Source organism: Limibacillus sp. (assembly GCA_037379885.1).
In the GTDB taxonomy this organism is placed as follows: domain Bacteria; phylum Pseudomonadota; class Alphaproteobacteria; order Kiloniellales; family CECT-8803; genus JARRJC01.
In genome coordinates this window covers 1-17,462 of the sequence record JARRJC010000007.1, presented here as the reverse complement: position 1 = coordinate 17,462, position 17,462 = coordinate 1, and the positions used below count along the sequence as shown (strand labels likewise).

The 17,462-nt window shown below is 64.1% G+C and carries 21 protein-coding genes; 11 read left to right on the top strand and 10 right to left on the bottom strand.

The window, feature by feature from the left end; all coding sequences use genetic code 11:
- Positions 1-148 precede the first annotated feature (148 nt).
- The 5 genes from P8X75_03765 to P8X75_03745 all read left to right on the top strand — a co-directional run bounded on the left by P8X75_03765 (position 149) and on the right by P8X75_03745 (position 2,805).
- Complete coding sequence (locus P8X75_03765) at positions 149-478, top strand: hypothetical protein (GenBank protein ID MEJ1994317.1); 330 nt, start codon at positions 149-151, stop codon at positions 476-478.
- Positions 479-521: 43 nt separating this feature from the next.
- Positions 522-1,148, top strand: a complete 627-nt coding sequence (locus P8X75_03760) for a flavin reductase family protein (GenBank protein ID MEJ1994316.1) — start codon at positions 522-524, stop codon at positions 1,146-1,148.
- A 97-nt stretch (positions 1,149-1,245) separates the two neighbouring features.
- Complete coding sequence (locus P8X75_03755; protein ID MEJ1994315.1) at positions 1,246-1,812, top strand: peptidoglycan-binding domain-containing protein; 567 nt, start codon at positions 1,246-1,248, stop codon at positions 1,810-1,812.
- A gap of 139 nt (positions 1,813-1,951) precedes the next feature.
- Positions 1,952-2,176 carry a hypothetical protein gene (locus tag P8X75_03750; GenBank protein MEJ1994314.1) on the top strand — a complete coding sequence of 75 codons (225 nt, stop codon included), beginning with the start codon at positions 1,952-1,954 and terminating at the stop codon, positions 2,174-2,176.
- 104 nt (positions 2,177-2,280) lie between these two features.
- A complete protein-coding gene (locus P8X75_03745; protein ID MEJ1994313.1) occupies positions 2,281-2,805 on the top strand; it encodes a hypothetical protein in 525 nt (174 codons plus the stop codon).
- 23 nt (positions 2,806-2,828) lie between these two features.
- Here the strand turns inward: P8X75_03745 and P8X75_03740 are convergent, their stop codons facing one another.
- Positions 2,829-3,005, bottom strand: a complete 177-nt coding sequence (locus P8X75_03740; GenBank protein MEJ1994312.1) for a hypothetical protein — start codon at positions 3,003-3,005, stop codon at positions 2,829-2,831.
- Positions 3,006-3,191: 186 nt separating this feature from the next.
- On the opposite strand from P8X75_03740, the gene P8X75_03735 reads away from it, so the two are divergent.
- The 3 genes from P8X75_03735 (at position 3,192) to P8X75_03725 (ending at position 5,743) form a co-directional block, all read left to right on the top strand.
- Positions 3,192-4,133 carry a DMT family transporter gene (locus tag P8X75_03735; protein MEJ1994311.1) on the top strand — a complete coding sequence of 314 codons (942 nt, stop codon included), beginning with the start codon at positions 3,192-3,194 and terminating at the stop codon, positions 4,131-4,133.
- Between the two features lie 383 nt (positions 4,134-4,516).
- Positions 4,517-5,224, top strand: a complete 708-nt coding sequence (locus P8X75_03730; GenBank protein MEJ1994310.1) for a ribonuclease activity regulator RraA — start codon at positions 4,517-4,519, stop codon at positions 5,222-5,224.
- A gap of 84 nt (positions 5,225-5,308) precedes the next feature.
- Positions 5,309-5,743, top strand: a complete 435-nt coding sequence (locus tag P8X75_03725) for a thermonuclease family protein (GenBank protein MEJ1994309.1) — start codon at positions 5,309-5,311, stop codon at positions 5,741-5,743.
- On the opposite strand, the gene P8X75_03720 is transcribed toward P8X75_03725, so the two are convergent.
- Positions 5,740-6,210: a VOC family protein gene (locus P8X75_03720; GenBank protein ID MEJ1994308.1), complete on the bottom strand. Its 471-nt coding sequence runs from the start codon at positions 6,208-6,210 to the stop codon at positions 5,740-5,742. The genes P8X75_03725 and P8X75_03720 overlap by 4 nt on opposite strands.
- 174 nt (positions 6,211-6,384) lie before the next feature.
- On the opposite strand from P8X75_03720, the gene P8X75_03715 reads away from it, so the two are divergent.
- Positions 6,385-7,134 (top strand): DUF1194 domain-containing protein, encoded by a 750-nt coding sequence (locus tag P8X75_03715; GenBank protein ID MEJ1994307.1) that lies wholly within the window; start codon positions 6,385-6,387, stop codon positions 7,132-7,134.
- Positions 7,135-7,136: 2 nt separating this feature from the next.
- On the opposite strand, the gene P8X75_03710 is transcribed toward P8X75_03715, so the two are convergent.
- The gene (locus tag P8X75_03710; GenBank protein MEJ1994306.1) at positions 7,137-8,345 is read right to left on the bottom strand and encodes a TauD/TfdA family dioxygenase; all 1,209 of its coding nucleotides are present in this window, start codon (positions 8,343-8,345) and stop codon (positions 7,137-7,139) included.
- A 514-nt stretch (positions 8,346-8,859) separates the two neighbouring features.
- Here P8X75_03710 and P8X75_03705 point away from each other — a divergent pair.
- The gene (locus P8X75_03705; GenBank protein ID MEJ1994305.1) at positions 8,860-10,020 is read left to right on the top strand and encodes a helix-turn-helix transcriptional regulator; all 1,161 of its coding nucleotides are present in this window, start codon (positions 8,860-8,862) and stop codon (positions 10,018-10,020) included.
- A gap of 309 nt (positions 10,021-10,329) precedes the next feature.
- Positions 10,330-10,971: a cation transporter gene (locus P8X75_03700; GenBank protein ID MEJ1994304.1), complete on the top strand. Its 642-nt coding sequence runs from the start codon at positions 10,330-10,332 to the stop codon at positions 10,969-10,971.
- Between the two features lie 54 nt (positions 10,972-11,025).
- Here P8X75_03700 and P8X75_03695 read toward each other — a convergent pair whose 3' ends face one another.
- The 7 genes from P8X75_03695 to P8X75_03665 all read right to left on the bottom strand — a co-directional run bounded on the left by P8X75_03695 (position 11,026) and on the right by P8X75_03665 (position 17,461).
- Positions 11,026-11,658, bottom strand: a complete 633-nt coding sequence (locus P8X75_03695) for a glutathione S-transferase family protein (GenBank protein MEJ1994303.1) — start codon at positions 11,656-11,658, stop codon at positions 11,026-11,028.
- A gap of 73 nt (positions 11,659-11,731) precedes the next feature.
- Complete coding sequence (locus tag P8X75_03690; GenBank protein MEJ1994302.1) at positions 11,732-12,313, bottom strand: carboxymuconolactone decarboxylase family protein; 582 nt, start codon at positions 12,311-12,313, stop codon at positions 11,732-11,734.
- Positions 12,314-12,376: 63 nt separating this feature from the next.
- Positions 12,377-13,636 (bottom strand): glycosyltransferase, encoded by a 1,260-nt coding sequence (locus P8X75_03685; protein MEJ1994301.1) that lies wholly within the window; start codon positions 13,634-13,636, stop codon positions 12,377-12,379.
- Between the two features lie 79 nt (positions 13,637-13,715).
- Complete coding sequence (locus P8X75_03680; GenBank protein ID MEJ1994300.1) at positions 13,716-14,501, bottom strand: ABC transporter ATP-binding protein; 786 nt, start codon at positions 14,499-14,501, stop codon at positions 13,716-13,718.
- The gene (locus tag P8X75_03675; protein MEJ1994299.1) at positions 14,498-15,253 is read right to left on the bottom strand and encodes an ABC transporter ATP-binding protein; all 756 of its coding nucleotides are present in this window, start codon (positions 15,251-15,253) and stop codon (positions 14,498-14,500) included. The genes P8X75_03680 and P8X75_03675 overlap by 4 nt, the downstream gene beginning before the upstream one ends.
- Before the next feature lie 12 nt (positions 15,254-15,265).
- Entirely contained in the window at positions 15,266-16,450 is a 1,185-nt protein-coding gene (locus P8X75_03670; protein MEJ1994298.1) for a branched-chain amino acid ABC transporter permease, read from the bottom strand.
- 3 nt (positions 16,451-16,453) lie between these two features.
- Complete coding sequence (locus P8X75_03665; protein MEJ1994297.1) at positions 16,454-17,461, bottom strand: branched-chain amino acid ABC transporter permease; 1,008 nt, start codon at positions 17,459-17,461, stop codon at positions 16,454-16,456.
- Position 17,462: the final 1 nt, after the last annotated feature.

Below are 17,462 nucleotides of genomic sequence, written 5' to 3'. Positions count from 1 at the left end.
CCCCTCGAAGGTGTTTCGGGGAAGCTTCGCGCAATTAGCTTAAAACTCTCTAAATCGTGCGTGGGTTTCCCGCGGCCCCTCGCGCCCTATAGTGTTCGAAGGAGAGAGAATGGAGAAAGGGAGGGACGACATGAGAGGGATGTTCGGCATGATGGCGCTCGCCGCGGGACTGCTGCTGGCGGGGGACGGCTGGGCTCAAGCCAGGACCTTTGGGTGCAGCTGGCTGAAAGTGGGTCAGCCCTTTTCCCTGACCGTGGACGGCGCGGAAACCAGGATCGCGGGCAGCCTCGCCATTTTTGGCGATCGCGCGGCCACCCTTCAGGACAAGGGGCACTACGTGATCCGGCTTGATCTGGCGAAGGGCTTCGTCGTGTTCCGCTGGCCGCAGACAGGCGGCGCTTCGGCCGTTGGCTTTTTCAACGAAACGGGCGAACTGCAAGGTGGATATCAGGCCGCCGCGCAATGCAGACTGCGCTAGTCTTTTCTTCCGATTCCTCTCCCAACCGAAAAGGATGCACCCGATGACGCTGTTCTTCGAGCCGGGCCAGCACAAGGAACAAGGGCTGCCGCATAATCCCTTCAAGGCCATCGTGGCGCCGCGCCCGATCGGCTGGATCACGACCCTGGACGAAGACGGCGTGGTGAACCTGGCACCCTACAGCTTTTTCAACGCGCTGGCCGACAGCCCGCCCATCGTCTTCTTCGCACCCAACGGGCGGTCACGGGCCAGCGGTCTGAAGGACAGCCAGCACAATGCGGAGACGACAGGGGAATTCGTCTGCAATCTCGCGACCTGGGACCTGCGCGAGGCGATGAACAAGACCTCCGCCCCGGTCGCCCGCGCTGTCGACGAGGCGGCCCTGGCCGACCTCGAGATGGTGCCCTCCAGGCTTGTGGCGCCGCCCCGGGTCAAGGCCTCGCCCATTCACATGGAATGCCGCTATCTGGAAACCATCGAGTTGCCGAGCGACGACCCCGAGGCGGGTAACTTCATGGTGCTGGGCCAGGTGGTCGCCTTCCACATCGACGAAAGCGTCCTGAACGAAAAGGGGCTTGTCGACGTCACCCGCTATCAGCCGCTGGCCCGGCTGGGATACATGGATTACGCCGTGGTGCGCGAGGTCTTCTCGATGGACAGGCCTTCATGATCGTCATGGAGAACTTGCGGGGATACCCGGTCAAATCTCGTCGTAGAACACCCGAATAGACTGCGAAGCTCGTCATTGACCTAGGAGGGCAAGCCGGATGCGCGCTCGACTGCTACCTCTCATGATCGTCCTTGCGCTGGCCGCTGTGGCGGCGGCGCCGCACTCTTCCCTGGCCCAAAGCCAGCGGGAGACGACCCTTGAACAGATGTCGCCCGGCATGGCGCGGGCCACCGTGGTGGGAATCCAGGAAGAGCTCATCGAACTTGGCTACCGTCCCGGCGCCGTCGACGGCGTCATGGGGCCGCGCACCCGCGCCGCGATCCGCGCCTACCAAAGGACTGCGGACCTCAAGGTCACCGGACGCGCCTCCAAGGAACTTCTGGATCATATGAAGTTCGCCAGCCCCAAGGCCTACGCCCAGCAGCCCAGCAGCGATCCGCTGGTCGTCGAGGTGCAGCGCGAACTGGCCGAGCGTGGCTACTATCAGACGACCGTGGACGGAATCGTCGGCCCGGCGACGCGCGCGGCGATCGGCGCCTACCAGTCCGATGCCGGCCTTCCGGTGGACGGGCGCATCTCCCAATCGCTGCTCGACAGCCTGCGCGGCGCGCCGGAAACTCTGAAGGAGCCGAACAGCAGCCTCAGTCCCGCACGCCAGACCTAGCTTTAGGCCCGCCGCCAGACTCCCAGAAGGATAGGTTTGCTAGCCCTCTATGAGAGATATATAAAATTTAATATCCTCTTTTGCTGAAACCTACTATATATTGGGCCTAATAAGGCTTTAGGCCCAAGGGAGGGCGGCCATGCGAAGCGAACGCCTTCAACAGCCCGTCGGCGCGCTGCGGCGCAGTTTCAGGCGGTCAGAGGTTGCGGTGAACAGGACCTTGATCGCCTTGGTGATCGTCCTCGCCGCGGGCGGCGCTGCCCTATCGGTTGGCCTTATCGAAAACAGCAAGAGCTTGATAGCGGCTGAAGAAGGGCTCCGGGATATCCTCTCCATCGAACCCGCTGCAGGCCCCGCGGATTAGGCCATAAAAAGCCGCCAAATCCCTTACTTGAAGAAGATATGGCCTTTTTTAATCTTATTGGAGTAGAAGAGACCCACTAGGAACAAACCAGGGGTCGCTATTCCATGTCCGATATCGTCGTACCAGCCAATCCGGATACCTTGATGGTCGCCCTGCGCGTCAAGGACGCGATCACCGGATTCGTACGGGAGATGCTGAGTGGCCAGACCCGGCCGGACGAAGAGCCGCACTTCGTGGACGTACGGGAATGGACGCGTGAAAACTGGCGCCAGTACCTGACCGCGATCCCGGTGATCGGCTGGCGCGAGAACGGCCAGAACGGCATGCTTCCCATGGTCGCTGGGCCCGTCACGCAAACCCTTAAGACATTCTATATCTATAGCCCAGCCGATGACCGCCGGGGCGTCTTCACCGAGCCCTTCATCAAGCTCGCCAACAGCGGCTACTGGGATGGGCAGACAGGGCTGCTCGATGAGCGTCAAGTGGTCGCCACTTGGGCCAGCTCGCTCCATGCCGTGATGTTGCAGATCTACAAGAGCGGCCAGCCGCTGATTAGCGACGCCGAGGCGCAAGCCCAAGGCATCGAGCCGGAAGCGCCCCGCGCAGCGCAGGTGGCCGAGAGCAACTAGGAAAAGAAGGGGGCGAGACCCGGCTAGCGGTTCTTCGGCGCGAGCAGAAGGAACAGGCCGGTCAGGCAGACACCGGCGACGGCGCCGCCCGGCAAAGCAAAACGCCAATCGACTCCGGCATGGACCGGCAACATGACGGCTGTCAGCAGAAAGACACAGATGCCGAACACAACGGCATAGGCACTACGGAAGTCTCGCATGACGTTTGCGGCCCACTCCTTTCAGTATCACCTTGGCTGATAGCAGTATTTTATTAGCATTGAGTGAACGAGGCCGCGAAACGCCAAGCCGTCACACCCCTTTGCCCAGGAGGGGTTTCTGACGTATGAAGGTCGCCTTCGCGAGCGCTGATCCTCTTCGCCTCCGGCAAAGGAAACCCCTTCGTCATGGCCTCCACTCCCCCAAACGCGCGCCTGGCGCCGACACCCGGCACAGGCCCGGATGCGGCCCAACGGCGCGGCCAGGCAGACCGGCCCCTCGCCGCCATCGGCCTGCTGCTGCTCGCCATGATGATCGTCCCCTTCATGGACGCGACCGCCAAGGCGCTCAGCGAGCGCTACGATCTGGTGCAGATCGTCTGGGCCCGCTACTTCTTTCACTTCTTCCTGATCGCGCCGCTGGTGTTGCTCCGCTTCGGGCCGCGCGGTCTGGCCCCGCCGAGAATGACGGCGCAGATCGTGCGCGGCGGGTTGCTTCTAGGATCAACGGCTCTCTTCTTCGCCGCCATCGCACGCATGCCGCTGGCAGACGCCCTTGCCTTGGTCTTCGTGGCGCCCCTCATCGTGACCGCGCTCTCGCCCTGGCTGCTCGGCGAGCAGGTCGGCGTGCGGCGCTTTTCCGCCGTCGGCGTCGGGTTCCTGGGTGTCTTGATCATCATCCGGCCGGGTCTGGGCGTCTTCGACCTCGGCGCGCTGCTGGCGCTTGCCGGGGGCACGACGTTCGCCTTCTACCTGCTCGCCACCCGGCGGCTTTCGGGGACCTCGCCGGCCCTGGTCACCCTCGCCTTCACCGCATTGCTCGGCGCGCTGCTCATGACCCTTCTTCTGCCCTGGTTCTGGAAGACGCCCACCCTGACGGACCTGGCCTTGATGGCCTCCATGGGCCTGATCGCAGCGGTCGGGCATCTCTGCGTCATCAAGGCTTATGACTGGGGAGAGGCCTCGCTGCTCGCACCCTTCGGCTATAGCGAGATCGTCACCATGACCCTTGTCGGCTATTTCTTCTTCGGAGATTTCCCCGATAGCTGGACCTGGATAGGGATTGCCGTCGTGACGGGAAGCGGTGTCTACATATCGCTGCGGGAGCGCAAGCGGGGCATGGCCAAGTGACAGGCGGGACGGGGCGGTTCATTCCGGACCTCAAGGCCCAGACGCAAGAAAGCCCCGCATTTCGGCGGGGCTTTCAGCGATTTCGATAAGTCATCTAAATCGTCCGATCCATCGTTTCGCTTCAGGCCACGAGAGAAATGGCGCAGAGGATAACAATGGCCAGAACGAAGGAGAGACCCACGTTGTTGCTGAGCGCCTGCATGGCTTGTCTCCATAGTAAGCTGGTTCCGATCCCACCGGCGGTGAGGACTGACCGGAATATGATCTCGCCGAACAGCCCGCACAAGCTGTCCCGCGGCAAGGCAGCAATGCACAAAAGGCATGACGCTTTAGGGCAGAAAACGACCGCTATTCAGTAACTTGCAAGCAGCAGGAGAGAGGTTATGACGCTTACGGCCGAGCAGAAAGAGTCCCTTCGGAAAATCACCACGGCGACCCTCACCACGGTGCTTTTGAAGAAGGGTGTGCGCAACAGCTGGATGCGCGGCCCCAAGCCGCTCCGGGCCGGCGACGCGCGCCTTGTCGGGGAGGCCTTCACCCTCAGGTTCGTGCCCATGCGCGAGGATCTGGCGACGCCGGAAAGCTGGAGTTCACCCCGCTCCACCCGGGCGGCGATCGAGGAGATGCCTGAGGGCTGCATCGCCGTCATCGACGGCATGGGCAATCAGGAGGCCGGAGTCTTCGGCGACATCCTGGTCAGCCGCATGGCAAAACGGGGTGTCGCGGGACTCGTCACCGACGGCGTGATGCGCGACGGCGAAGGCGTGCTGGCGGCCGGTCTGCCGGTCTGGGCGCGCGGCGTCTCCGCCCCGCCCTCCATTGCGGGTCTCACCTTCGTCGGCTGGCAGGAGCCGATCGGCTGTGGCGGCGTCGCGGTCTTCCCCGGCGATGTGATCGTGGCGGACGCGGACGGTGCCGTGGTGATACCCCAGGCGATGGTCGGACCGGTGGTCGAGGCCGGCGTCGAGCAGGAGCGACTGGAGGGCTGGCTTCTGTCCGAGGTCGAGCGCGGTGTCGCCCTGCCCGGCCTCTATCCGCCCAACGAAGAGACCCGCAAGCGCTACGAAGCCTGGAAGGCCGGTCAGGAATAGGGGATCGCGTGGGCAGAGGGAAAAAGAAAGAAGTTCCCTTAATACGGGCTCTATTTAATTTCTCTCTTGCTTTAAGATGGCGGCATGCGTGCCGTCTTGCTCCTGGTCCTGGTTCTCTTGCTCGCTTTGCCCATCGGGCTGGGTTGGGGCCAGCAAGCGCGCTTTTCAGGCGAGGTCGTGAAGGTCATCGACGGCGATACGCTGGATCTGGCCGACGGGCGCCGCATCCGGCTGATGGGCGTCAGCGCGCCGGAGCGCGACGAGCCGGGCGGCGCCGAGGCGACGGCGGCCCTGCGCGCCCTGGCGGAGCGGCGCGAGATCACCTGCATCGACAGCGGCGAGCGCTCCCACAGGCGCGTGGTTGCGCGGTGTTTTTCAGGAGAAGAGGACTTGGCGCGCCGCTTGATCCAGATCGGCCTGGCGCGGGATTGCCCGCGCCACTCCGGCGGTCTCTACGCAGCGGATGAGACAGCCGCCTCCCGCCGTCTTCCCCTGCCGGGCTACTGCCGGATTCGCTAGGCGCTCTTATCGGCTTGCCAGGAGTCCAGGGCCGCCCGCGCATCCTCTTCGGCTTCCTCGCCCTCGCCGGTTTTAGCGGTCAGCTCGACGACATAGCCATTCGGGTCGCGGAAATAGATCGACCGGATGAAGCCGTGATCGGCGGGCCCGCGGACGTGGCGCCCCTCATCCAGACCCTTCTCGCGCATGGCCTCCAGCGTCTGCATGTCGACCTCCAGGGCGATGTGCAGGTCGAAGTCGTGCTGCTCCTTGAAGTCGAAGGGACTTCCCGGGGCTTCGAAGAAGGCGATGTTGGAGCCGTCACCCATCCGGTAGAAGGAATGCAGGACCTTGGTCTCCCGGCCGGTCTTGGTCTGCCGTATCTCAAAGGCGCGCGCCAGGGGAAGACCCAGGAAGTCCTCATAGAAGCGCCGCGTCTCCTCTGAGTCGCGGCAGCGGTAGGCCGCGTGATGCAGTCCTTTGATCATGGTCTGAACCTGTTTCCTGCCGGTTTCCATACTCTCATGAGTTTATAGCGTCGCACCGCTCAGGCAAAGGACGTCCGAATTCGCCCGCCTCTCTTTTGACCCGGCGGAAAAGTGACCCATTTTCTAATCGAGAAGGCGCCCGCCTTGCCTAGGACGAAGAAAGGTCCCTTCGCCATGACAGTTCGCGGATTCCCATGCTGGCCTTTTGCGGTCCTCGCGCTCGTGGTCTTCCTGTCGGCGGCGCGCTCTGCCGCCGCTCAGGACGGGCTTACACGGGTCGATGTCGAGCTTTGCCTCGCCGTCGATGGATCGGGCTCGATCGAAGAGGATGAGTTCGTCTTCCAAAGACAAGCGTACGCGACCGCCATTACCCATCCGGATGTGGTCGAGTTGATAAGCTCGGGCTATCGCGGCTCCATTGCGATCGCGCTGATGGAATGGGGCGGCGCGGACTCCATGAACCCGATCGTCGGCTGGACCCGGATCGCCTCGGCCGAGGACGCCGAGGCCTTTGCGCTGGAGGTCCTGGCCGCGCCCCGAAAAGCGGTGGGCTGGAACTCGATCAGCAACGCCATCGCCTTCTGCCAGAGGTGGATGGAGGAGAACGCGTTCTTCGGCGAGCGCCTGGTGATCGACGTTTCGGGCGATGCGGGCCAGCGCGGGGGGCTTTCCCTTTCGGCCGTGCGGCAAGAGGCTCTGAACGCCGGCGTCGTCGTCAACGCGCTCGCTCTCAACTACCGAAGCGGCGGGCTCACGGGACCCGGCGGCAGTCCGCTCCTGGACCACTACGAGAACGACGTGATCGTGGGGACCGGCTCCTTCGCCCTCTCTGTGGACAGCCCGGAGGAGTTCGTCAGCGCCCTGGTCCGAAAGCTGATCCTTGAGATCGCCCAGGGTGAAGAAGCGCCTGGCCCGGAAGGCTGAGGTCAGACCGTCGAGCGTCCCGTCGTCCGTTCCGACAGCCGCAGCCGGCTGAGGACCCAGTCGCGGTCCATGTAGCAGCCCTGAAGATGCCGGCCACCGCTCGCCGGGTCGTAGGCCTCGCGCCCATGAAGCACCCGCACGTTGTCGAAGACCACCATCTCGCCCGCTTTCAGCCTCGGCGTAACCCGGAAGCGCGGATCGCGCACCAGCGACCAGAGTTCCGCGTAGGCGGCATACCAGGCTGCGGCCCGCCAACCGGGCGCCACCAGCGTGCCGCGCAGCCAGTTGTTGAAGCGAAGGCGGCGCACCTGCCCGCCCCGGTCCAGCTCGATGACCGGGGCCTGGTGGCGGATATCGCAGCTCTCGTCGTGGAAGCGGAACTCCACCGGCGTCTGCGAGAGGATCTCGAAAGCGCCGGGCGAGGTCTCGTTCAGGGCCTTTGCCACAGCATGGGCGTTGACGAAGATCGACCCGCCTCCCTTGGCGTCGTTCTTCAGGCAGGCCAGGACCTGAAAGTCCGGCGGGACGGCATAGTTGATCAGGTCGGCATGCGGCTCCAGCCCCATGGCGGTGTAGGCGCTGGAGACCGGCTTGGGATGCGTCATGACCTCGAAGGTCGGCCCGAAGTTGGTCGGCTTCGGCTCCTGCACCCGGCGCACCACCTTCACCATCTCGCCGGGTTCGGCCGGCATGCCCTCCAGGATCGCCAGACCGTCGCGCAGGATGACGCCGAGCCACTCGGACAGGCCGGCCTCGCTGTCCATCACCTGCTCGTGGGAAAGCCTCGCGATCTCATGCCCGGCGCCCCAGAGCGGCGGATCGTTCTCATGAGACCCCGGCAGATCAAGCGCATGGTGGCGCAGCCAACCGGCGTCGAACTCGGATGCGTGACCGTCCGCGTAGAGAAGCTGGAGGTGCCCCTCCCCAATCAGAGCGGCCTTCTCCACGCGCGGGGGCTGGTCGTCCAAAAACAGGTAGCGCCGCTCCAGCGTTTGTTCATGGCGGCAGGAGGGACAGGGGCAGTTGTCCCGGAACCAGATGGCGGGAAGCGTGACTTCCGCAGCATCCTCCCAGGTCAGCGTCACGTTATCGGCGGTCGCATCAAGGCCCCGCAGGCGCTGATTCGGGGGGTAAGCCGCGAGGTCCAGCATTGCAGGACGGGTTGCGGCGGCGTCCGCGCCCTCGGACAAAGTTTCATGGGACGATGCCATTGCGCCTAACCTCCGATCCGAGGGTCCAATAACGCAACATGCGAGGACCAACTCTCTTCTCAAAACAAACGCTGCGCCTGTCGCGCCAACCGCGTAAAGCGGAATCTGCCGCAGGCCCACGCCTGTGCCGCCAAAAAGAAAAGCCCCGCCAAGGGGCCTCCCTGGCGGGGCTATTTCTGGTCGGGCGGAAGCATCTAAACCTCCTTTCCGCCTAGGCCATAGTGTCGCTGATGTCGTTCGGTCGCATCCCTGGCGCCGATCAGCTTTCGCTCCCCTAATAAGAAGGAGCTAAGCACCATAATAGAACTCAGCGCGCCCCGCGGCAAAAGGAACTGAGACAGCATGCCTTTCCCTTTCCCAAGGCGCTGACTGCCATGGAATTCATCAAATGCCTTGCAAACCACCGCTGGGCCCTTGTTTCATGACCTTGAGAAAATCAAGACGTTATACGCGAATGGAGAGCGGTTACGCCCGTACAGCGTCGCCGAATGCAAGGGAGAGGCCCCAAGGAATCATGTCTCAAGACGCCGCCTTGAAAGTCGTAGCCCGCGCCCTCGACGCCGCCGCCGATGCAACGCGATGGCATGAGGTCTGCGACCTCATGACCGAGGGGTTCGGCCTGAAGAGCGCCGCGATCGGAGCCAGCGACCTCATCACTGGCGTTCCTCAGGGTCTTGGACTGGGCCGCGCGATCCGGGATCAATGGCAGGACCTCTTCGCGCTGATGCAGGAAGACGGGGTGCTGGACCAAGAAGCGGTCTACGACGAGGCGATCCTCGCCAGCAACGCCCACACGTTGCTCACGGAGTGGGAGATGCTGAAGATCCCACGGGGCAGCGCGCTTCCTGAAAGCAGGATGCGGCGCTTTCTGAAAGAGCGGATCGACATGGCCGAACGTCTCGGCATGAAACTGAACGACTACGGTCCGGGTCACGAGGTCCTGATCCTCTACACCTCCCACGAAAAACCGCAAATCAATGAAGCGGACTCCGCGCTCATCACGCTCACCGCGCCCATCATCAGCCAATCGATCCGCATGATGAGGGTCTTCGACCGGCTGAGGGAACGCTTCAACGCCACCTTGGGTGCGCTGGACCATCTGGGCATCGGTGCGCTGCTGGTCGACCGCAAGGCAGAGATCATCCATTCCAACGCAAAGGCCTCGAAGATCCTGGCGGCCAAGGATTCGCTCTTCCGCGATAGCCGCAATCATCTGTCGGCGATCCAGGAGCCGGCCAACCGGGCGCTGCGCAAAGCCTGCTCGGACGCGCTCGCGACCGCTTTGGGTGAAGGTATCCACGCCCAGGGCGTCCTGACGGTCGAACGGCGCGGTGGAGGTCCGGCCTACCTCGTCACGGTAAGCGCGGTGGCCGACCCGCTCGCGGAATTGGAACCCGACTTCCGGAGCGCTCTCGTCTTCCTTGTGGACCCGGAAGACAGCGACGGGCTGACCGCCGAAGGAATCACGGCCATGGGCCTTTTGACGGAGGCAGAGAACGAGGTGACCCAGCTGCTGGTCCGCGGCGCCTCGACCAAGGAGATCGCGGAGCGGCGGCAGGTCGCCGAAGAGACTGTGCGCAGACAGATCAAGTCGGTCCTGTCCAAGCTCAATTGCCGCAGCCGCTCGGACGTAATCCGCCTGGCGCTGGCAACACGGTTGCCGCTGGCTAAATGATCCGCTGAAGAAAGGTAAGGGGCCGGTGGCTCGCTCTTTGGCTGCCTGCCGGCCCCTAGACGCTTTTTGACACCCTGGCCCCCAAGGAGTCCGGAGAGAAGAAGGCCCCCCTAATCTCTCCACAGCGTACATGCTCGAATATGCAAGGTCCCGGCGTCGGGCGCATTCCCCAGATGGGTTATGGTCTGGATAAACCTGAGGGCCGGCGGATGCGGCTAAGTGCAGCATTCGCCCTTGCAACTGCCGCCGGCAGGCCTCAGGTCATGAGTGGTATGATCGCCCCGTCAACGATCTAGTAAAGGAAAAGGGATGAGCGGAGACTGCTGTGGACAGACGATGAACTTCGACGGACTGTCGAAGGCCTACCGTCGCGCACTGCTCGCCGTGATCGCGATCAACGGCATCATGTTCGTCGTGGAGATGTCCGCTGGTGCGCTCGCCGGATCGCGCGCCTTGCAGGCCGACGCCCTGGACTTTTTCGCAGACACGGCGACCTACGCCCTCAGCCTTTTTGTCATCGGGAAGTCCCTTCGCCTACGCGCCTCGGTTGCGCTTTTGAAGGGCGTCAGTCTGGCGGTGATGGGGCTTTGGATCTTCGGCTCGACAGCCTATGACGTCTTCGTGCTGGAAACGCCGCACGCCGAGGTCATGGGTGCAATCGGCTTTCTGGCCTTGGCGGCGAATCTCGGGTCCGTCTGGCTGCTGCTGCCCCACCGCGACGGCGATGCGAACGTGCGCTCGGTCTGGCTCTGCAGCCGCAACGACGCCATCGGCAACCTTGCGGTGATGGCGGCGGCGCTCGGCGTCTGGATCAGCGGCACGGCCTGGCCCGACTTGATCGTGGCGGGGCTGATGGCCGGGCTCTTTTCCTGGTCGGCCTTCCATATCCTGCGCCAAGCCTGGGGTGAGATGCGCCACCTGCGGGAGCCCGAGGCGGCGGCAGGCGAGTAACCCGCCGGCCGCCCAACTCTACGCTAAGCTCCAAGGCTCACACCGAGGGACCGCTCAGCCGAGATCGGGTTCGGTGCGCTTGTAGCTCTCCAACTCCTGCACCCGGTTCCACCAGTCCGCGAAGCCCGGCACGCCGAAGACGGCCTCCGCATCGGGCGTGAGGCTCACATAAAAGCAGATCGGGGCCAGGTAGTAGTCGGCGAGCGAGGGATTGACCCCGGCGATATAGGGATCGTCGCCGCGGATCTTCATGAGCTCGGTCAGCACCAGCTTGGACTTGGCGATGCAGTCCTTGCGCATCTCCTCGTTCTGGCCGCCGATGAAATCGGGGAAGAGGTGATAGCCCGCGACACCGACCAGGGCCCCGTAGCCGTAGGAATCGATGATGCCCATGGCGCTGCGCATCCGCGCGCGGTCCCTGGCGTTATCGGGTGTCAGGGACGGCCCCTCCAGCACCTCGTCCAGATAGGGCGCGATGGCGCAGGTCTCCAGGATCCGCATGCCGTCATGATCCAGCACCGGGACCTTGCCGAAGGGATTGCGCTCCAGATGCTCGGGCTGCTTGGGCTCGCCCTCCAGCACGTTGACCGGAACCTGATCGTAGTCGGCGCCTTTGTCGTGCAGGACCATGCGCACCGTGCGGACGTAGGTGCTTCCATCGAAGCCGTAAAGGACGGGTTTGCTCATTTCTGTCTCCCTGAATTCAAGAGTTTCTCCCGGCCAAGAGTGTAGCCCGATAGACGCGGGCTTCCAGGGTTTATCAAGTAAACACCGGTTCGGCGCCCGGTGCGGCGGGAACCTCGAAGGCCCCGACAGTCATGGCGACGAGACTGTACTGGCCGACCAGCAGCACCAACTCCACCAGAAGAGATTCTCCCAGCGCCTGCTTCGCAGCGTCGAAGGCTTCGCCGGGCACCCGGCCCCGGGTGAGCAGCGGCCATGCCACATCGAATATGACCCTTTCGTCGGGCTCTGCGGGCGGGCGGCCCTCCTTGATCGCTGCGATGGAGTCCGGGCCGATCCCCTCTTTCAGCGAGAAGGCCTCGTGCGAACGCCACACGTAATCGGCGCGCCAGTGCGCCGCCACGCAGAGTATGGCGATCTCCCGCTGCCGGGCAGGCAAACGTCCCTTGAAGCGCAGCGCGCTGCTTACCTGAAGGACGGAGAGCGCCGTTTCGGGCAGGTGCAGCCAGGGTCCGAAAGGCCCCCTGAGGCTCCCGTTCTCGTCCAGAAAGTCCTCCGGCTTCTTGACGCGCTTCCGGTCGCCCTCGGTGACCTCGCGCCAGAAGGCGGCCTGCGCCTCGCTCAGCCTGTCCGGGGTGACGGGGGTGTGGCGGGCCATGGCGCTTTCCTCCCTGCTTTGCCAAATCACCCGGACAGCTTCGCACGGCGGCGACCAGACTGCCTAGACGAGCGCCAGGGCCTCTTCCGGCGTCACACCCTGTTCCAGACGACGCTCGCGAGCCCAGGTCTCGGCCCGGCTCGCCAAGGCCTCGTCCGACCGCAAGGCATCCAGGCTGTCGCGCAGGACGGCGCCGCTCTGGAGCGCGGGCGGCAGATGCAGACCGAGGCCCAGCCGCACCAACCGCTGCGCGTTGTCGAGCTGGTCGAAGCCGCGCGGCAAGGCCAAGGCGGGAAGCCCCTGCGCCAAGGCTTCCTGCAGGCTGCCCATGCCAGCGTGATGCACCACCGCCTTCGCGCGCGGCAGCACCGTGGTGGGCCAGACGTCGCCGGCCAGCAACAGCGATCCGGAACGACGCTCCACCCCCTGCTGAAGCAGTCCGAGGAGCAGCACCGCGCGCTCCCCGAGATGCTCCAGCGCCTGAGCAAGCTCCGCCAGCAGCGCTTTGGGGGCGCCTGCGGAGACCGAACCCAGGCTGACGACGACGGGCGGAGGTCCCTCGTCGAGAAAGCGGGACACCGCGGGTGGCGGCGTTCCGGTTCGGCTTGCCCAATGGTTGGCGAGATGGCTCACGCCCGGCTCCGGTCGCTTGAGGAAGCTCTCCGGGAAGAGCGCCAGACGGGGCCAGGGCGCGGCCAAGGGCAAGGGGCCGCGGCTCTCCGGCGGCCAGCCTGCTGAAACCTGGAGGGCCGTCAGCGCGGGCATGAGCGCTTGGGCATAGCGGTGGATCGCCGCTCGCAATTGAGAGGCCGATGCCCGTGAGGCGCCCCCACCTTGCAGCCGCCCGGTAAGGCGCGGCCAGCGCATGAAGACCGGCAGGTCTTCTGCAGGAAACAGGGACTGGGGATAGAGATGGCACTGAACCGTCGGCAGGCCCGCTTCCCGGCAGGCGACGAAGGCGCCACAGGCGGTCCAGCTGACGAAGGCGCGCTCAAAGGGGGTCGCCTGGGACTCCGCACCGGCCAGCAGCCGGGCGACGGCTTCGCGCTGCGCGGCGGCCGCCGGGTCCAAAAGCTCGGACAGCAACTGCTCAAGTCCTTGCCGGGCGTCGAAGAGACGGCCCAGGAACGCAGGGTCATGGGACCGAGCGCCCAGCTCAGGCGGCAGGGGAAGGTAGTTTTCAGCGACCTGATCGAAGGTCCTTGAGAAGATAGCGGGTCCGGCGACGGTGACCCGGTGCCCCGCCTGCATCAGCTCGCGGGACAACCAAAGGTACGGACGCACCTCGCCAAAGGTACCCCAACAAGCCAGAAGAATGCGCATTCCGGCGTGAACCCCCTTGCCGGAAAACGGCGGTTCTCTTCAGGGTCTTGCGCCCCTCTTGAGAGCCCGCCGCCGGGAATCAGATCGCCAGGTACTCCTGACGCAGCTCGGCGTCGTCCAGCACCTCTTGCGCCGTGCCGTCGTAGACCACCTGCCCCATGTCCAGAATAATCGCGCGGTCGGCGAGGTTGAGGGCGGCGATGGCATTCTGTTCGACGATGATGGTGGTCATGCCGAGTTCCTTGATCTTGACCAAGGTCTTCTCGATCTCCTGCACGATCACGGGCGCGAGGCCCTCATAGGGCTCGTCCAGCAGCAGCAGCTTGACGTCGCGGGCCAGGGCGCGGGCGATGGCCAGCATTTGCTGCTCGCCGCCCGACATTGTGGTGCCCTCCTGCCGGCGGCGCTCGGCCAGACGCGGGAAAAGCTCATAGATGCGATCGATCGACCAGCCCTTGGGCGGTGCGATCTGCGCGAGTTGCAGGTTCTCCTCGACCGTCAGGCCGGCGATGATGCGGCGGTCTTCGGGCACCAGCCCGATGCCGTTCTGCGCCGCTTCATGGGCGCGCATGTTATGGAGCGGCTTGTGATCGAGCCACACCTCACCGTGCTTGAGGGCGGGATCGTCGACCCGCGCCAGCGCGCGCAGCGTCGAGGTCTTGCCGGCGCCGTTACGGCCCAGCAGCGCCACGATCTCTCCCTCACGGACGTCGAAGGAGACGCCCTGGACGATGTAGCTCTCGCCGTAATAGGCGTGCAGGTCCCACACCGAAACGTAGGCGGTCGAGCCGCCCTGCGCGCGCTTCGGCGGCACGCGGGAAGAATGCGGCTGAACCTCGCTGTCTTGCTTTTCTGCCTGGCTCATAGGTGCGCTCCTCCCAGATAGGCTTCCTGCACCTTCGGATTGCCCTTGATCTTCTCGGGCACGTCCTCGGCGATGATGGTTCCCTGAGCAAGAACGGAGATGCGCTCCGCCAGGGAGAAGACCACGTGCATGTCGTGTTCGATCACCACCATGGTAATCCCACGGCCCGCGATGGTCTTCAAGAGATCGATGGTGCGGTTGGTGTCGGCGCGCGCCATGCCGGCCGTCGGCTCGTCGAGCAGCAGGAGCTTGGGCTTCTGCACCAGGCACATGGCCAATTCCAGACGCCGCTTGTCGCCGCGCGAGAGCTGCCCGGCGGTATTCATGGCGAGGTTGGCCAGCCCCAATTCCTTCAGCATGCTCATGGCGTCGTCGCGCACATCGTCTTCATCGCGCACCGGGTTCCAGCCGTTGAGCTTGAAGGAACCGTCACGCCGCGCGAAGGCCGGGATCATCACGTTTTCCAGCAGCGTCAGGTCGCCGAAGATCTCGGGCGTCTGGAAGACGCGGCTGACGCCCGCCTGATTGATCTGGTGCGGCTTCAAGCCCAGGAGCGACGTGCCGTCGAAATCCACGGTGCCCGTGTCCGGATCGAGCCGCCCGATGAAGCAATTGAGCAGAGTCGATTTGCCCGCGCCGTTGGGCCCGATGATGGCGTGAACGCTGCCTTCCTGGACCTCGAGGTTGACCTCGTTCAGGGCTTTCAGGCCACCGAAGTTCTTGTTGACGTTGCGTACCGTGAGAATGGACATGATCCCCTCCCCTTACTCGGCCGGTTGCTCAGCGGTGGAGGACGAACCTCCTCCGGAGCCCGAACCCTTGGAACGGATCAAGCGCATGATCCTCATCACTCCTTCCATCAGCCCGCCCGGCAGGAAGATCACGATGGCCATGAAGATCACGCCCAGCGTCAGATGCCAGCCTTCGCCCACGAAGGCGCTCGAGACCCAGACCAGGGCGCTGGTCACCGACTCCGGCAGGAAGCCGAAGAAAGCCTCCAGCATCTGATCGTTGAAGGAGGAGAAGATGTTCTCGAAGTACTTGATGAGGCCCGCGCCCAGAACCGGCCCGATCAAGGTGCCGGCACCGCCCAGGATGGTCATGAGCACGACCTCGCCCGAGGCCGTCCACTGCATGCGCTCGGCGCCCGCGAGCGGATCCGTCGCCGCCAGCAGGCCGCCGGCGAGACCGGCGTACATGCCGGATATCACGAAGGCCGCAAGCGTGTAGGGACGCGTGTTGAAGCCGGTGTAGCTGAGCCTGTTCTGGTTGGACTTGACCGCGCGCAGCATCATGCCGAAGGGCGAGCGGAAAATCCGCATGGAGATGTAGAAGGCGACGATCAGGATCAGGGCGCAGAAGTAGAAGCCCGCGTTGAAGTGGAAGGTCATGCCCAAGAAGCTGGTTTCCCAGGTCTCCTGCATCGGCAGCCCGAAAATGTTGGAAAGCGGCAATTCGCCCTGGCCCAGCTGTCCGTCGAGCACGCGCGGGTCGTCGAGCGTGATCTGCAGCCCGGTCTCGCCGTTGGTGATCGGTGTCAGGACCGAGTAGGCCAGGTTATAGCTCATCTGAGCGAAGGCCAGCGTCAGGATCGAGAAGTAGATGCCCGAACGGCGCAGCGATATGAAGCCGATCAGGGCGGAGAAGAGCCCGCCCATGATCACCGCGAAGATCACGCCCGGGATCACGTTCATCGACAGAAGCTTGAAACACCAGACCGCCGCATAGGAGCCGACACCCAGAAAGGCCGCGTGACCGAAAGAGAGATATCCGGTCAGGCCGAAGAGGATGTTGAAGCCGATCGCGAAGATGCCGTAGATGGCGAACTTCTGCAGAAGATCGGGATAGCCCGCGCCGAAGGGCGCCAGGATGATCGGCCCGGCCAGCGTAAGCACGATGAAGGCGATCAATAGGAGCCGGTCGTTGGTTGCTGAATACTTTTCGATCATGACTTAGGTCTCCATCACGCCCTTGCGGCCCATCAAACCGCGCGGCCTTGCCAGAAGAATGACGACGGCGATCAGGTAAATGATGATCTGGTCGATGCCGGGGAAAATCTCCTTCACCTCGTTCATGGAGGCGAAGGACTGCAGAATGCCGAGCAGGAAACCCGCTGCGACCGCGCCGGGCAGAGAGCCCATGCCGCCGACCACGACGACCACGAAGCTCAAGACCAGGAAGTCCATGCCCAAGTGGTAATCGGGGCTGAGGATCGGCGTGTACATCACCCCTGCGAGACCGGCGACCACGGCCGCCAATCCGAACATCAGGGTGAAGCGCTTGTCGATGTCTATGCCAAGGAGCCCGACCGTCTCCCGGTCGGCCATGCCCGCGCGCACCACCATGCCGAAGGTCGTGAACTGGAGGAATGCGAAGACCGAGCCGACGATCACGGCGGCGAACAGGAAGTAGATGAGACGCCAGAGCGGATAGACCACGTTGCCTGCATCGATGCCGATGATGACCCCGAAATCGACCATTCCACGAAGATCCTCGGGCGCCGGCTGCGGGATCGGATTGGCCCCGAACCAGGCCTTGATGATCTCCTGCAGCACGATGGCGAGCCCGAAGGTCACCAGGATCTGTTCGGCGTGCGGGCGCTTATAGAAATGCTTGATCAGGCCGCGCTCCATGACCACGCCCACGATCAGCATGAAGGGAATGGCGACCAGGATGGAGACCGGGACCGAGTAGTCGACCAGCAGCCTGCCGAGGTCACCGAACCAAGCTTCCACGTAGGGGGTACGGATCTCGACCGGCGTGCCCCATGCCGTGGTCTCGGTTTCACTGAGGACGACCTTTTGCAGGGACAAGAGCTTGTTGAGCGCAACAGCGCAGAACGCGCCCAGCATGAAGAGCGCGCCGTGCGCGAAATTCACCACGCCCAGCGTGCCGAAGATCAGGGTCAGGCCAAGCGCGATCAACGCGTAGGCGCTGCCCTTGTCCAGACCATTGAGGATC